The sequence below is a fragment of the Maribacter sp. Asnod1-A12 genome (genome assembly GCF_045063735.1).
GTDB lineage: Bacteria > Bacteroidota > Bacteroidia > Flavobacteriales > Flavobacteriaceae > Maribacter.
This window is the reverse complement of record NZ_JBEFNZ010000006.1, coordinates 1,550,174-1,566,046: the sequence shown is the minus strand read 5'-3', so window position 1 is coordinate 1,566,046 and position 15,873 is coordinate 1,550,174. Positions and strand designations below refer to the sequence as shown.

At 34.8% G+C, this 15,873-nt stretch carries 17 protein-coding genes and 1 tRNA gene; 3 read left to right on the top strand and 15 right to left on the bottom strand.

Going from position 1 to position 15,873, the window contains the following annotated elements; translation table 11 throughout:
* Window positions 1-23: 23 nt before the first annotated feature.
* From ACJJVP_RS06630 to ACJJVP_RS06585, 10 genes are all read right to left on the bottom strand, one after another.
* Complete coding sequence (locus tag ACJJVP_RS06630; RefSeq protein WP_405411935.1) at window positions 24-935, bottom strand: helix-turn-helix domain-containing protein; 912 nt, start codon at window positions 933-935, stop codon at window positions 24-26.
* 1 nt (window position 936) lies between these two features.
* Complete coding sequence (locus ACJJVP_RS06625; protein WP_405411932.1) at window positions 937-1,449, bottom strand: hypothetical protein; 513 nt, start codon at window positions 1,447-1,449, stop codon at window positions 937-939.
* A 41-nt stretch (window positions 1,450-1,490) separates the two neighbouring features.
* On the bottom strand, window positions 1,491-2,441 hold the full coding sequence (locus ACJJVP_RS06620) for an SDR family oxidoreductase (protein ID WP_405411929.1): 951 nt from the start codon (window positions 2,439-2,441) through the stop codon (window positions 1,491-1,493).
* 204 nt (window positions 2,442-2,645) lie between these two features.
* Window positions 2,646-4,367: a leucine-rich repeat domain-containing protein gene (locus ACJJVP_RS06615; protein WP_405411926.1), complete on the bottom strand. Its 1,722-nt coding sequence runs from the start codon at window positions 4,365-4,367 to the stop codon at window positions 2,646-2,648.
* A gap of 91 nt (window positions 4,368-4,458) precedes the next feature.
* Window positions 4,459-5,076, bottom strand: coding sequence for a hypothetical protein (locus ACJJVP_RS06610; RefSeq protein ID WP_405411924.1), 618 nt, complete (start codon window positions 5,074-5,076; stop codon window positions 4,459-4,461).
* Window positions 5,076-5,648 carry a hypothetical protein gene (locus ACJJVP_RS06605; protein WP_405411923.1) on the bottom strand — a complete coding sequence of 191 codons (573 nt, stop codon included), beginning with the start codon at window positions 5,646-5,648 and terminating at the stop codon, window positions 5,076-5,078. Before ACJJVP_RS06605 ends, ACJJVP_RS06610 begins: the two co-directional genes overlap by 1 nt.
* 53 nt (window positions 5,649-5,701) lie before the next feature.
* Window positions 5,702-6,238 (bottom strand): hypothetical protein, encoded by a 537-nt coding sequence (locus ACJJVP_RS06600; protein WP_405411921.1) that lies wholly within the window; start codon window positions 6,236-6,238, stop codon window positions 5,702-5,704.
* A gap of 88 nt (window positions 6,239-6,326) precedes the next feature.
* Entirely contained in the window at window positions 6,327-8,171 is a 1,845-nt protein-coding gene (locus tag ACJJVP_RS06595) for a hypothetical protein (RefSeq protein ID WP_405411919.1), read from the bottom strand.
* A gap of 207 nt (window positions 8,172-8,378) precedes the next feature.
* Entirely contained in the window at window positions 8,379-9,263 is an 885-nt protein-coding gene (locus ACJJVP_RS06590) for a PhzF family phenazine biosynthesis protein (protein ID WP_405411917.1), read from the bottom strand.
* Window positions 9,264-9,317: 54 nt separating this feature from the next.
* The gene (locus ACJJVP_RS06585) at window positions 9,318-9,857 is read right to left on the bottom strand and encodes a sigma-70 family RNA polymerase sigma factor (RefSeq protein WP_405411915.1); all 540 of its coding nucleotides are present in this window, start codon (window positions 9,855-9,857) and stop codon (window positions 9,318-9,320) included.
* Window positions 9,858-10,079: 222 nt separating this feature from the next.
* On the opposite strand from ACJJVP_RS06585, the gene ACJJVP_RS06580 reads away from it, so the two are divergent.
* Entirely contained in the window at window positions 10,080-11,120 is a 1,041-nt protein-coding gene (locus tag ACJJVP_RS06580; protein ID WP_405411914.1) for a succinylglutamate desuccinylase/aspartoacylase family protein, read from the top strand.
* A 141-nt stretch (window positions 11,121-11,261) separates the two neighbouring features.
* Here the strand turns inward: ACJJVP_RS06580 and ACJJVP_RS06575 are convergent, their stop codons facing one another.
* The 5 genes from ACJJVP_RS06575 to ACJJVP_RS06555 form a co-directional block, all read right to left on the bottom strand.
* Window positions 11,262-11,990 (bottom strand): hypothetical protein, encoded by a 729-nt coding sequence (locus ACJJVP_RS06575; RefSeq protein WP_405411912.1) that lies wholly within the window; start codon window positions 11,988-11,990, stop codon window positions 11,262-11,264.
* A gap of 306 nt (window positions 11,991-12,296) precedes the next feature.
* Complete coding sequence (locus ACJJVP_RS06570) at window positions 12,297-12,557, bottom strand: GIY-YIG nuclease family protein (RefSeq protein ID WP_405411910.1); 261 nt, start codon at window positions 12,555-12,557, stop codon at window positions 12,297-12,299.
* 99 nt (window positions 12,558-12,656) lie between these two features.
* On the bottom strand, window positions 12,657-12,917 hold the full coding sequence (locus ACJJVP_RS06565; RefSeq protein ID WP_405411910.1) for a GIY-YIG nuclease family protein: 261 nt from the start codon (window positions 12,915-12,917) through the stop codon (window positions 12,657-12,659).
* A 47-nt stretch (window positions 12,918-12,964) separates the two neighbouring features.
* Window positions 12,965-13,038: transfer RNA gene (locus ACJJVP_RS06560), tRNA-Ala, on the bottom strand.
* 136 nt (window positions 13,039-13,174) lie between these two features.
* Window positions 13,175-13,972, bottom strand: a complete 798-nt coding sequence (locus ACJJVP_RS06555) for a universal stress protein (RefSeq protein ID WP_405411909.1) — start codon at window positions 13,970-13,972, stop codon at window positions 13,175-13,177.
* 53 nt (window positions 13,973-14,025) lie between these two features.
* Between ACJJVP_RS06555 and ACJJVP_RS06550 the strand changes: the two genes are divergently transcribed.
* Window positions 14,026-14,526 carry a GNAT family N-acetyltransferase gene (locus ACJJVP_RS06550; protein WP_405411906.1) on the top strand — a complete coding sequence of 167 codons (501 nt, stop codon included), beginning with the start codon at window positions 14,026-14,028 and terminating at the stop codon, window positions 14,524-14,526.
* Between the two features lie 12 nt (window positions 14,527-14,538).
* The gene (locus ACJJVP_RS06545) at window positions 14,539-15,873 is read left to right on the top strand and encodes an MATE family efflux transporter (protein WP_405411904.1); all 1,335 of its coding nucleotides are present in this window, start codon (window positions 14,539-14,541) and stop codon (window positions 15,871-15,873) included.

Genomic DNA, 15,873 nt, shown 5'->3' with positions numbered 1-15,873 from the left:
TCACTTATTACCTTACTCGAATATTAGTTCAATTTATAGCTTTCACGATATGCTGACGGACTCATACCTTCTTTCTTCTTGAACAACCTTGAGAAATAGTGCGGATATTCAAAACCCAATTCATAAGCAACCTCAGCAATACTCTTATGAGGTTGCAACAACATATTTTTAGCCTGGTCTATTAAATGTAATTGCAAATGCTCGGTTGTAGTCTTACCGATTTCCTTCTTTAAGGTGTCACTAAGATAGCGCTGAGAAACGGACATATTATTTGCTATCTGCTCAATACTCGGAATTCCATTTTCCTGTAATTGACCTGTTTCAAAATACGTTGATAACTGTGCGTTAAATTGCTCTAACAAGTTATTTGACAATTCCTTTCTGTTAAGAAACTGCCTTTCATAAAAACGATTGGCATATTTTAATAGAGTACTTAATTGAGAGATGATAATATCTTTACTGAACTCGTCTTGATTGTTCTGATATTCTATATCGATATTCTCTACAATGGATTCCATCTGCTTTTCTTCTTTTGGTGATAAGTGCAACGCTTCATTGACCGAATACGAAAAGAAACCATATTTTTTTATCTGATGTGCCAACTCGGTCCCTTTTAAAAAATCTTCATGAAAATTAATGGAGAATCCTTTTTGGTCATACACCACGCTACTGTCCCATTGCAATACTTGCCTTGGTGCTATACAAATCAAAGCACCATTAGTGAAATCATAGGTTGTTCTCCCATAGTTTAAATCTCCTTTTACAATTTTCTTTAGACTTATAGAATAACAATCGTTTGTAATTGGTGGCGAACTTTCTTTTGGGCAAGGCAAAAATCCTTCTCCCTTTGCAGAAAATACACTGAACATAGGGTGCTCGGGACCTGGAAGTTCCAAATAATCTATGTATGCCGATAAAGTTTTAAAATGCTGCATATTATGTATTCATTTCTTTTGCTGCCAGTTGTAACTGCTTATTATACCCGTCTATTCTTGCATGTGCCGTACCATCTACTAACAGTATAACAACCAATATAGCAATGGTCGTTATCATACTTGCTCTCCAAATTGGGCTGCTAACCAACAATAGAACCAATGCACAGGCAATAATGATTATCGGTATTGCGGTAAAGACTATAGTGTCATATTCTTTTAAAGTAGCTTGGGCTCTTTCCAATTCAGTATCTACAAAAGCAGTTGCATCTGTATGGTACGCTTTTTCAAATTGTGTAATTCTTGATCTATTGGTAAAAAACAAACCCAGTCCAATGATTAGAAGCAAGCAACCTGCTACTAATGTTGGTATAATATAGGCTCTTGCCATTTCTGTCTTTCCTAGTTGCCAGAACCCAATACTCGCCACTAAAAATGCCATGCCGAATAGCATGAAAAACGGAGTGGAAAAAAGTTCGGCCTTTGCCCAATCTGTTGCTGCTTTTAAAATATCCATAGCTGATGTTTCAAAGTGTTATACTGAGGTTGTTTACTAATTTACAAATTCCAAGTTATACCTGTTTCCTTTTCCGATAACTCCCAAAGCCTTTCCATAACCGCTTTGTCTTTGGCATGCGGTTCTAATTTGCACTCACCTACCGGACCTGTCCAATAATTTTTACCTGTTGGGCCGTAAAAAGCCTCTTGATTCAAATCTGGTTCTGTAGCACACATAATCTCTGGGTACGCCCCTTTCTCTGCAGATTGTACCATGGGTGTTAATTTCATGATCTGCCATATGAACCTGGTCAACAAGCTTCCACTGGTTTTAATAAGCGATGTAGATGAAGCACCTGGGTGGCAGGCATATGCCTTAACATTTGTTTTACCCGCCTTCTTCAATCTATCCTGTAATTCATAAACCGTCATCATCTGTGCCAGTTTGCTTTGACTGTACACTGCATTCGGATTATAATTCTTGTCCCAGTTCATATCATTGAACTGTATGGTCTTGATGCCCATATTATACCCCATACTGCCAACGGTAACCATACGCCCGTTTGATTCCTCTATGCGCGGATATAACAATGCCTGCAATAAGAAATTACCGTAGTGGTTTACACCAAGCTGACTTTCAAAACCGTCTTCGGTAAACGTTTGTTTGGGCACTTGGGCAATGGCGGCATTACATAACAATGCATCTATTTGTGGTACGGTTCTTAGCACCTCATCTGCGGCTTTTCTTACGGATGACAATGATTCCAAGTCCATCTGTATATTCGTCACCGGTATAGCATTACCCAATTCTTCTTGTAAGGTTACCGTGGTATCCGCAGCTTTTGTTGGGTTACGGTTCAACATTACCACCTTTGCCTCTTTTTTCAAAAGAATTTTTGCCGCTTCAAAATCTGTACCGCTCGTAGTACCCGTTATAACGAATGTTTTGCCCTTTAGGGTTGTAATCCTATCGGGCGTCCACCCTTTTTTACCAAATTGTGTTGTACTCATTATATCCTATTTTTTGTATGTCTAAAAGAATAGGACAAAGGTAAAATGGAGGATAGGCTTTTGCCTTACACACATTTTCGAATGTTGTGTGCTTTTTGGTGGTTATTAGTTTGTTAGTGGGATAGTGAAAATAATAGTTATAATTCAGAATCAAAAAGATACATAAAGTATAAATGGTTAGGTAAACATTACAGCAGACATGCCCTAATAGTTGCTTACCTTGATCTTTCTTTTTCTTAGTTCTTTCACCAGGTCTTTATTGAAGAATAAATTATTGGTTCGTTTTAAACGTGGTAGATATTCAATGTCAGCTATGCTTTTCACATCAAAACAGTCATCTTCCCCGTCCCAAAAAGGATACAGCTGACCGTAAATTTCACTACCTCCGTCCGGATATAATTCTTCAATGTCTATTAATAGGCTAGACGGAATTTTTATGTTTTTGAAATACTCTACCGCTTCCGGAAGTATGTCATAACCCCTTTCTTCAATATCGATATCATGTGTTTTGGCAAACTCATAAATATTAAACTTTGGCAGCAGTACCTCATCTTCATACATTAATTTCTGAATAACCAATAGCTTAAAATTGAGATCAGATTCAAATAAGAAGTCTCCTTCTGGGTATTCGGAAAGTTTTTGTTTTGCCTTGGCATCAAACAACGCCCTGTTTCTTATTTCTAGATCTACAACGCGTTTTGGAATCTTAGCCATAACCTTTGGCAATGTCTCAAACGGATTCTTCTTCAGCCCCAATACTTTTAATTGAGTCAATTGACCTATACTTTCTGGCAGTGTTTTTAATTGTGTCTGCTCTAAATGAAGCTCCTCTAGCTGGGTAAGTTCGCCCAACCAACTCGGTATTTCTTGTAAAGGGTTTTTGCTAAGAATCAGCACCTTCAACTGACTCAGTTCTTTTAATGCTAACGGTAATTGTGTAATAGCATTGTTCGCCAAATTCAATTCCGTTACATGCTGCAGACCCGCTATACCTTCTAAATCAGTAAACTGGTTGTTGTATACACTCAAAGTTTTTAAATGCGATAATCTGCTTATCTCTGCAAAATCAGTAAGTTGATTGCCATCTAGATTTAGGTACTTTAGATTTTGTAACGCAACTAAATTCTCAGGTAAGGTCTTAAGCTGAAATTGATGATCTAATGCGTTCGATGAATGCCTGCCCAATGTAAGGCTTACCAAATTTGGCAACGTATGTAAATTATTTAAAAATGCATCTGGAATGCTATGCATATTATACACTCTTACATTACTCAGCTGCTGTAATTTAGAAATTTTCTCGTTTAAAAAATCGCCAAATTCGTTCCAGACCGATAAATCTTGAAGGTTTATGCACTCGTACAATTTCTCTTTTACAGCGCCATCTTCCCTGCCGTAACCCCAATATAACTTTTGAATATAAAAAGGCGGCTTATCACCTATATTGTCTATTTCGGTAAGGTCGGTAAGTGTGTCTTCATTAAACGTACACTCTTGCAATAGCTTCTCATAAAAAGCGTCACTAGGCAAGGTGGAGAAAGCTTCTATATTATCTAGATTACTTAGGTAGGCATTGGCTATATAAACTTCGTTCGGTTTTTTTGAAAGTTTTTTATCTAGGGTTTCAAGCAGCCCATAACGCAACATTAGTGCTTCATGTAATTCTTTTTGTTCTGCCGTTCTAAACAAACCCTTACCGCTTAAAAATTGCTTGTATTGTTTTGCGCTATTGCCCAATAGGTGTTGCCTAAAGTAAAATGCATACTCCCTGTTTGTATTGTTATTGTTTATATAAATCTGCAATACAGCATAACAATCGCCTTGGGTATTTGTTGTTTTAAAGAGGGTATCACCGAAGGAATTTATAGCTAAAATTTCTCTTGGTATCTGGTCTTGAAATACTGCTTGTAGTAGTTTTTGTTGGCTCATACTTTAAAGAATTTGCTTAGGGTTGTGTTTTAAATTAAAGCGATGCTATTGAAGTTTTATTGCTTTAAAAAACATTTAGAATACGTTTTATTTATGCCAGTTCTTCTGATACCATTTCAATAGACTTACCATTGTCATTTGTCGCCCAAATTTGTAATGTGTCATAGCCATTTCGTTTTACACTTTCAAAATCCATTTTGGTACCATCAATAAGTTCTAGCAAACCATTGGTATCAACCTTTTCACTAAACTCATCTTCATAATCAATACCATAATATGTGCTTATGGTTATTTCAAAAACTTCGTTTCCATTACTATCCTTATATTGATTTGCTAATGGTCTATTGGCAATTTGCTCTTGTGTAAAAGTATCGCAAAACATGGCATTGTAACCATGTTTACAACCATCAAACAGTAGTATTTCTTCACCAGTTTTTATATCCACCGCATATATTAAAGCTGGTGCGAAATTAGTCTCCATTATTAGGTTGTTATAATCTTCGTTAAGTTCTCCGTAGTATTTTATTTTGAATTTGCTCTCGCCTGATGCATTTCTTAATTTTCTACGCCATTCGTGCGACTGCAAGTTTTTAGGGTTTTCAATATGCTCCGTAAGATCATTAAGAAATGTAGGACTTAAGATGCCGTTGTCTGTGTTTAAAACTTCGGACTTATTATTCTCTTTTTTAAACAAGCCGAAAATGCCCATTACTTTAATTTTATCTGTTTTACTACAGAAGTAAGGGGTATTGCAAAAACACCGTCATCATTTAATAAGAAAACAATATACTTGGTCTTACCAATAAGTTTACCCTTCTTCATTTCATTATCTACTAGAGTAATGGTAATATCTCTTTGATTGATTATTTTTTTCTTCGTGTACATACCGTAAAAATCAGCAGATAAAAATAAATACACAATAAGACCTGTTATTATCATTAACACTCTATACTGTTTGAACCATTTATTTCTATCGCTCCCAAAATTGAATCTTGAATATGATTTAGGCCATCTTTTTAACCAAACATAATCAAGGTAAAATAGCATGGAAATAAACAACGTAGATGCCGCTGCAAAAAGAATAATGTAAACATCTGAAAACGGAGCTATTAAAAAATCAAATACGTCTCCGTAATCAAAAATGTTTATGCCAAACTCAGCATACTTTTTATAATTAAATATCATACCTATACCTACAGCCAAGAGATAACAAACCGTAATTACAGTCTGTATTTCTTTTATTATTAGTTCATAAGTATCTTTTATTAAGCCTTCCTTCATTTTTTAAAAATAGGGATTAAGATTGAACCAAGTACTTTAAGACCTTTAGAAACTCAATATTGATCACCATACCGTATTTGAAGATTTGGGTTTTCTTTTCTCCACTTTTCTAATTCTAGCTTATTTATTCTGTTACCAAACAGCTCTACACATTTCAGTTTCTTTAGTTTATTCAGTTTGGCTATTTCATTTGAGACGGTCAGTTTATTCATTGATAGGTCTAGATATTCTAGATTTTTGAGTCTGTACAAATCTTCGGGTAAGGTTTTAATATCTAGGTCATATAAGGTTAGTTGTTCTAGACCTTCAAGTTCTAATAATTCTGGTGGTATGGTTCTAAACGGTGGTTCGTCTATATATTGGTCCATTGCGCTCAGTGGAGGATAAATAGCCCAACCTTCTAAACTATCAACGTAGATTTCTAATTTCTTTGCATTCTTTAATTGCCCAACCTCTTTGGGTATCTGATCTAACCCATATTTAGATAGCTCAATGAACACCTGTTCTTGATTTTCTAGATCTTTAAAAAGGTGATTAGGCTGACAAGAGAAGATTAAAATTAGTAGTGTAATTAGGGTTAGAGTTTTCATTTTTCGTAGAAATTTAAAAAAGCAATCTGTTACTTCATAGTACGGGTCTTTTCGCTGTAGTTGGCGGTTTAGTTTTCGTAAAGTCTAATTATTTACTCAATGCTTTTAAAATTCGTTCTTCGTTAATTACAATATCCCTAAATAATACATGAGGAAATTCAGTGTAGTTGGATTCCTTAAAAGATTCTAAAATATTTGATAATGTTGATGCCGTTAATAGTGATAAGTTCATCTCCGTATCCATTTCGCAATCTGTAACAAAATCGTCACTAAATTCTGGAGCAACCAATAAAATCTTAACAATTCGTAGATTATTTTTCAATGCTAATTTTTGATAAGACTTTAATTGTCTTGAAACCGTGCTGAACTTATTATAACCTCTTTCCTTGCTAGTTTTGCATTCAACAATAATAATCTCATCATTTCCTAAATTTAAAAGAATATCTATCATATCCTTTTGGGTGTTAATTTTACTTTTCAAAGCTTCATCGACATCAAAACCTAAACCTTTGAAAATTACTTTAGTCAATTCTTCAAACTTTAATCCTAATTCACTTTCTTTTACGGTGATGCCATTTTCCTTTAGAACATTCAAATCTCTAAAAGCTACATTAGAGTAGTTTTCCAAATAAAGATTTTCAACATCTTTGTAATGCTCTAAAATATTTAAGATATCATCTCCTCTTTGTTTAATTCCATTATCCTTAATAAACTTAGTTAAATCGGGTTTAGTTATTAAGTCAAGAATATCTCTGGGTTTGATGTTATAGTCCAATAGGTGATCCCCTTTTAGAACAAACTCTTCTTGTAGTTCAAATTGAGTTCTAATTTCTTTATTTAATTTCGGTAATGATTGGTTTAGCTCTACCAGCATTTTATCAAATCCATCCAAAGAAATACCTACTTTTTCGTCACGTTCTACATTTTCAAAATGTTGAATTAAACTACCTATTTTATCTTCTAAAACACTTCCTTTTAGATTTTCAATATTTAAGCCTTTCTCACACAATTCATTTAAAGTTTTCTTTTTTTCGGTCAAAGTGCTTCCCGGTTTATAAATATCTTCTGAAAGCAAATTGGTGAAAGAAATTCCCTCTTTTATAATTTCCTCTATTTTTTGTGCAGATGATAATTTTCTATCAATATTATGATTCCTTGCAATTTGATTTATTATAGGTTCTCGAAGCAATTTTAAAGTTCTTCTATAAAACTTTGTAGCAACTTCTTTTTTCCTAATGTTTCTTAATAATCTAACCATTTCATCAGCTACATAAATGGTATTTTCTTTGTTAGAATAAAATATTACGCCAATATTTTTAAGACTTTTAATTACTTCCTGAATGTCCAATTTCTTAATTGGGATAATGGAATAATTAATAAGTTTCACTTCTTCTTGAGAAAGACCCAGTTGCTTTCCTAATGTTAAAATTATAGAAAGTTCATCTGACGTTATTTTAGCATCTCTATTATTTTTTATATCATTCTGATAAGCTGTTTGTAAGCATGATTTATAAATTCTATAATCTCTTTTTCTAGCTGAACTCAAATCGGACTTCTCATCTTCAAAATCTGTATTTAAAACTTTGATTCTACCTTTTAAATTTTTTATTTCCGTTTCATATAATCTTGAGAGCCAATCCTGCTTCATAATACAATTACCATCACGAATTATTATATCTATTAAAATATCTAATTGTGATGTTATTTCTTGAAACTCACATTCTATGTAACTCCTAAATTCTGAAGATGTTAAATTAAATATCCTGGAAATATTTTGATTATCAACAGATTTCAAACCTTTATCCGAGGAGCTTAAAATCTTATCAATTTCCTTTGCGTTTGTTGGATTTTTAGATATGATATTATCAATAATCTTAATAAATGAATTCTTTTCAATCGATCCTAACTTATCTAATATTTTCTCTAGTTTCATAATACTTGATACGTACTTGTTATAATTAATTCTGGACTAAATAATGCGACCGTAAAAAATTTAAACCCTAAAACGGCAGGGGGAAGTAATGTTTTAGAACCAACCAACAAGGTAATATTTTTCTTCAATGCAGCATTACGGGTAACCGTAAAAAGAAACATTAAAGCATTTCGACTGCGCTCAATGTGACATTAGGTCTCATTATCACTATTTAGTTAAATTAACTTCAATCTGGTTTGCCACTACTCCTTTGCCACCAGCCATTAGTCCGGTTATATGCTCATTTTCCACTTGCAATTGCACTTCAATCTCACTTGATGATGGCGGACTCATGTATTTGCCTTGCTGAATTTTAAAAGTGGTTTTCTTTAGCTGCAAGACATCATACAAATAGCTTGCTAGCGGACCTGCAGCCATGCCCGTACCGGCTTCTTCTAAAATACCATAGCGCGGGGCGAACATTCTAGCCGTGGCATCGATATCTGTCATGGTATCCGTAGTAAATACGTAATAGCCTATTAAATTGAAATGATTGCTTAAGTGTTCTATGGCATCAAAATTTGGCGATAATCCTGTTAAAACCTTGCTACTTTTTACGGGGATCATCAGAAAAGAATTCCCCGTATTCACCACTTTTAAAGGAGCATTTGGCAGCAAGTCGGTTTTGGTTAGTCCTAATGATTTTAGAATCTCCTCTTCTTTTTCAGACGGGTTTACATAACTAGGTGCTAATTGCTCCATAAAAGCCAAATCGCCCTGAATTTCTATTTTTCTGTTTCCGTCAATAGTTTCTTTTGAAGAGGTATTACCTTTTAATAACCCCAACTGTTTTAAATAAGAAAATGCGGCTATGGTAGCATGCCCGCAATGGGCTATCTGCTTGGTGGGTGTATAGAAATCCAACTTAAAATCTGCCATATTGGATCTAGAAATAAAAGCGGTTTCAGAGAGTCCCACTTTTTTGGCAATCTGCAACTTGTCTTCATGCGAAAGTACATCTGCATCTAAAACGACACCTGCCGGGTTACCGCCCTTATCATTTTCTGTAAAGGCATTTAGAATTTGTACGGTTACTTTTTTTAATTCGCTCATCTTATCTTTTAAAGGTTATACCAGGTAGACGGCAGACTTTAAAAAAAGACGTAGCTATTCTTCATTATTTTCAAAATCGAGCAATTTTCCTGTTAGGTCAGCTATTACATTAGGGCAAGAAAGCAGTTGAACCTTTAATATTTCCCTAGCTTTTTGTACCCTTGATTTTGTGCCCGAATACGAGATGTTCAAATGCTTGGCCAGCTCTTTTTGTGAGTATTCTTGAAAGGTGGTCAATATAATGGCTTCTTTATGTTGCGATGATAACTCGCCAATTTTCTGATTGATGCAATTGGTGAGCTTGGCATAGTCGAAATCATCCGACTGTTCTTCTGCAAGCTCCATAGCTTCAATACTCGAAGTGGTTTTACCCTGTTTTCTAAAATGATCTATAATCGTATTTCTAGTAATTTGATATACCCAAGATGTTAATTTAGAGGTGTGTTGCAGCTGATGGATTTTGGTCTGTATTTTTAAGAATACTTCATGGTGAATGTCTTTTGACACTTGCTCATCTTTGATCTTACCCAAAATGAAATGATACAATTCTTCATTAAGGTCTAGCCAAATGGTATTGATTTCATTATTTATCATAATGGCAAAAGATTTAATCTATTAATGAACTAGCTGCAAGTTAGTTTTTTATGAGAATAGCGGTGTTGTGTGTTAGGTAAAAAATGGTATTAATTAATGAGTACAAAGTAATAAGTTCCATATATGGGTTCTTACGTTTTTCTGTTCATAATTTATCCACTATGAATAGCTTTACTAGCAACTTGGTTTTTAATACCTTGGTCTTTCCAAAAATATATTATCATGTACAGGTCTCTATTAACCCTTTTTATATTTTTCTCGCTTTCTTCTGCGATAGCTCAAAATAGCTTTCAAAATGTATTTTCAAACACCACAAGACCGCTAAAAGAAAACATACGTATTGAATTTCAAGATCATAGAAACAACAAAACCTTTATGCCTATTTCTGTACTAAAAGGAAAGAACGAAGGACCTGTATTTACCATTGTTGCCGGTGTGCACGGGTTTGAATATCCGCCTATTGTTGGCGTACAAGAGCTGTTAAACGAAATTGATGTTGATAAATTGAACGGTACCGTAATCATTATACCTATTGCAAATACCAGTTCGTTTTTTTCGCGAACCTCTATTGTAAATCCGCATGACCAAGTGAATCTTAATGGTGCTTTCCCGGGTAAATCTTCTGGTAGTGTTACCCAAAAAATAGCAGATTTCATTACTACAGCCATAATACCCGCCAGCGATGTATTTTTAGATATTCATGGCGGTGGTGTTAATGAAGATCTGCTTCCGTTTGCACTTTTCTACGATAACCCTAATTACCCAGAACAAACAAAGAAAGCTAGGGAGCTTACAGAGATCAGCGGCTTTGAATACATTGTTTCATATCCTTTTACTTTAAAGGACAACGAACCTGCAAAATATGTCTTTAAACAAGCCTCGCAAGATGGTAAAATAGCCTTGAGCTTTGAAAGTGGCAAATTGGGTAATGTCCAGGAAGATGCGGTTAGCTTAATAAAAAATGGAGTTTATAATATGCTTGACAATATGGATATGTATGATAACGGAACCGGACCACATGCCAACCTTATTCAGCTCAACAACCAAACCTATTTAAGCGCTACCGAAACAGGGCTTTTTTACAGCGACCTTAACGCGGGAGATACCGTTAAAGAAGGGGATGTTGTAGGTTACATCACCAATGAATTTGGTGAAAAACTTAAGGAGTACAAAGCACATACATCGGGTATTATATTGTACAAAATCTCTACCCCGCCCGTTAATATTGATGATACTTTAATGTGTATTAGTAAGCGTTTGTAGCTGATCTGCTGTAGGTTAATTTAAGTAACGTATGGCTGAACAACAATTCAATTTAAATAAGGTGCAACGGTACATAAGAAAAGCCTTCACATCTGTGAAGGCCTTTGTAATTCTTATTATGTTATTAGAAAAAATCTATTGCTAATTTCTAACATAAACTACATTGTCACCAGAGTAATTAGAAAAATATAATAGTCCATCTTGATCTACCTGAACTGCTAAACCTTCTGGATTGATTTCGTATACTGGATAATTATCTGGACTAGGTTCTATAGCAACCAATTCCAAATTACTATTACCTAGTAATTTAAAATGTAACTGATATGCTATACCTCCATACGTTTCATATGAAGTGGCAGTAAAATCTTTGTTGATGGATAAAAACACTTTATCTGTTCTTTCTTCATTACCATTGTTAACATGCTCATAAGATATAAAAGACCAATTGCCAACGAACTTTCTATTATCTCTCATGTACACCTCAGAATAAAACTCATTAGTGTCTGCAGGATAAAACTTTATAATATTAGAAGCGTCTACATCTAAATCTGTAACTTTCCAATTACTTAATACTTTATCCTCTGTATAAATATCTACATAGTAACTTTTTTCCTCTAAATTTTCTGAAATTGAAATTTTACCAGTAGCGTCTATACCCCCGGAAAAGACAGCGTTTACTTCATTGAAATAATCTTCCTTCGATGCATAAACTTTTACCAAAAAGTCTGTATACTCATAGTCACTTGAGTACTCCACTACTTGACTTAAGTCTATTTGAATATTTATAGCGTTTAATTGTTCTTCTGCATCATCTGTGGCGCAGCTAAATAAACAAACAACAAGTAGATAGGTGAAAATAATTTTTTTCATGTTAATGATTTTCTTTTGGGGGGTTGTACATATCATCAATAATCATGTACTAATAACATTTTAATCACCCCGATATTGTATCGCTGAAAAAATGCAAAATAGCTTTAGGTGGAAGTATGTGTGTAGAGTATTGTTTTGTAAATGGATTTTATTACAAGGAAACTCTATTCTTTTATAATTCCCTGAAATTACATTTACGATATAATCTCCCAAATGGTGTAAAACAAAAAAGCTTCCAAAATGGAAGCTTTAAGTGGAGAATACCGGATTCGAACCGGTGACCTTCCCGAAAGCATTCGGGACGCTCTATTCCTTCTTATCAATCGAAATTAAATGCTCAATATATTTTCGGCTTTTCTTCTTTTTAATTAAAAGCTCTAAAGAAGAAGCTTCAGATCTAGTTTCAAATTCACGTTTCCAACTAAGTTCCCAATCTTTAGCCTTTTTCGTATATGTTGATCCATTACCCTTATTATGTCGTATAAGTCTCTCATTAATATCTTCTGTACTACCAATATAGTAACGGTCTAAAGTCTGACTATAAATAATGTATGTAGTAAATGACATATCTAAAAATAATCAAATAAAAAAGCTTCCAAAATGGAAGCTTTAAGTGGAGAATACCGGATTCGAACCGGTGACCTTCCCGAAAGCATTCGGGACGCTCTATTCCTTCTTATCAATCGAAATTAAATGCTCAATATATTTTCGGCTTTTCTTCTTTTTAATTAAAAGCTCTAAAGAAGAAGCTTCAGATCTAGTTTCAAATTCACGTTTCCAACTAAGTTCCCAATCTTTAGCCTTTTTCGTATATGTTGATCCATTACCCTTATTATGTCGTATAAGTCTCTCATTAATATCTTCTGTACTACCAATATAGTAACGGTCTAAAGTCTGACTATAAATAATGTATGTAGTAAATGACATATCTAAAAATAATCAAATAAAAAAGCTTCCAAAATGGAAGCTTTAAGTGGAGAATACCGGATTCGAACCGGTGACCTCTTGCCTGCCAGGCAAGCGCTCTAGCCAACTGAGCTAATCCCCCTTTATTACCTTATTCACTCAAAAAAACAGAAACGACCTTCCCGAATGCTTTCGGGACGCTCTTGCAAACAGAATAAATCCGCCAAATTTTAAGCAGCTCAAAGAAAACCTATTTTAACAAGCCATCAAAATACTACTTAATCTTTCTTTACGCTAAGAACCAATACCGGTACCGGGGCATAAAACTCAGTTTTTGAAATAGTACTCTTTTCCCATAACTTCTTAAAAAAACCACGTTTTCTTCTAAAAACACATAGTAAATCGGGGTGTTTTGCTTGAAAATGCTCTAAAACACCATGATAGGTAGTTGAGTTTTCTGTAAAGGTCAATTGAGAACTTATATCCATCAATGCCGTATTTATCTTTAGATCGTCATCTGAATATCCTGGTGTTTTCACCATCAATAAATTCACGTTTGCATTATGCTTTTTCTGAATTTCAATTAACGGATCTAGAATTCTCTTTCTTCTTAGAATACCAGATTTAAAGGCTACTAATATATTCTCGAAAGATTTATACCCGGTTCCTTTTGGTACGATTAACGTTGGTATGTTCGTTCTTTTAATAATGGCTCCTGATGTTTGTCCTAAATAATTCGCTTCTTGAATATCATTACTTCTTGGAGCTAGAATAATCAAATCTATACCGATACCTTTGTCAATTTCTTTTAATCCGTCTTTTAGCTCACCATTAAAGCTTGCTATTTTTAAAGAAACATCTTTCGTATTTACAGTACCTATTATTTCTTTTAATCTCTCTTTAGAATTATCGGCGATTTTTTGAGAAACATTGGTAAGCGTTCCTGTTTTTCCGCTGACATTAAAAACCTCCATTACATATATTTCAGCACCAAAACTTTCAGCAAAGTCTACTGCATATTGTAATGTTTGATTTGCATTTGTTGAGGTACCTATAGGAACAAGAATATTCATCATGATAAAAAGTGTTGATTATAACTCTAAATTTACAATTTAATTAAATTCATTTTATGATAGCACCGGCAAAGATATCTCAAATACCAGAAATTCTTGTCATGACAGATGCTTGTAGAATTGCAATGGAAACCAATGGTATTTACCAGTGGACTACCGAATACCCCTCTAAACAGGCATTTGAAAATGATATAGAACGCAATGAACTTTATGTATTACAACTTGATAACGAAATAGTAGGCTGTATTGTTGTTTCGCTTTTTATGGATGAAGAATACCGTTCTGTAAATTGGCTGACTACACATGCAAATAACTACTACATTCATCGCCTAGCGGTGCACCCTAAACATCAAGGCAAAGGTTTTGCCCAGCGTTTAATGGACTTCGGTGAAAACTTTGCCAGAGAAAATAATGCGATATCCGTTAGGTTAGATACCTTTAGCCAAAACAAAAGAAATCAGAAATTTTACGAGCAACGTGGGTATACCAAATTAGGAGATATCTTTTTTCCAAAACAAAGCGAACACCCCTTTCATTGCTACGAACTTGTACTATAGAAAACCCATTTTTTGAAGACCTCTGTTAATTTAAAATCTATAAACGCCTTAGCTATACCTGCTACCATTGCAGGTATAGCAGAACCTCTTTTATCTATAACCGATACGGCTATTGTAGGTAATATACCGGTGGACGGATTAGAATCTCTTGCCGCTGCAGGTATTGTTGGATCTTTTCTCAGTATGCTAATATGGATTCTTGGTCAAACGCGTAGTGCCATTTCCGCCATTATTTCGCAATACTTAGGTGCCGGTAAATTAGAAGAAGTTAAAACACTGCCCGCTCAGGCAATTTACCTCAACATTGCCTTAAGTATTCTGGTTTTGCTTTCTACCATTTTTGTCATTCAAGAAATCTTTGAGCTCTTAAATGCCAAAGGAAAAATATTGCAATATTGCATTAGCTACTACGCTATTCGTGTATGGGGCTTTCCATTAACCCTATTCGTTTTTGCGGTGATGGGTATTTTCCGCGGATTACAGAATACCTATTGGCCCATGGTCATAGCTATAACAGGCGCGGTCTTGAACGTAATTTTCGATTTTGTATTTGTATACGGAATTGAAGGACTCATACCTGCCATGTACCTTGAAGGTGCCGCCTATGCAAGTTTGTTGGCGCAAGCGATCATGGCTATCATGGCGTTCTATCTTCTAGTAACCAAAACCGATATTAGCCTAAAACTGAAATTGCCCGTTCATCAAGAACTGGGTCGATTAGTGGTTATGAGTTTAAACCTTTTTGTTCGCGCCATTGCATTGAACACTGCACTTATTCTTGCTGTAAGAGAAGCAACCGCGCTTGGCGACAAGTACATTGGCGCCCACACCATTGCCATAAACTTATGGCTGTTTTCTGCCTTTTTTATCGATGGTTATGGTGCTGCCGGTAATATAATGGGCGGTCGATTATTGGGGGAACGTAATTATGACGGACTCTGGCTACTGGCAAAAAAGATTACGAAATACGGGCTACTTGTCAGCCTAGTTATTATGGCATTGGCAACTATTTTCTATAAACCTTTGGGTAACTTGTTTTCTAACGAGCCTTTAGTGCTATCTGCTTTTTACGGCATCTTCTATATTATTATTCTGGGTCTTCCTTTTAATAGTACCGCATTTGTGCTTGACGGAGTATTTAAAGGTCTTGGAGAAATGAAATATCTACGCAATACCCTTCTTGCAGCTACTTTTCTTGGATTTGTACCAACGCTGTTCTTAGGCAAATACCTCAATTGGGGATTAACGGGAATTTGGCTTGCCTTCACCGTTTGGATGTTTATTAGAGGTGGTGCACTTGTCTGGAAATTCAGAAACAAATTCAAACCTTTATTGCAAAATCCGTAA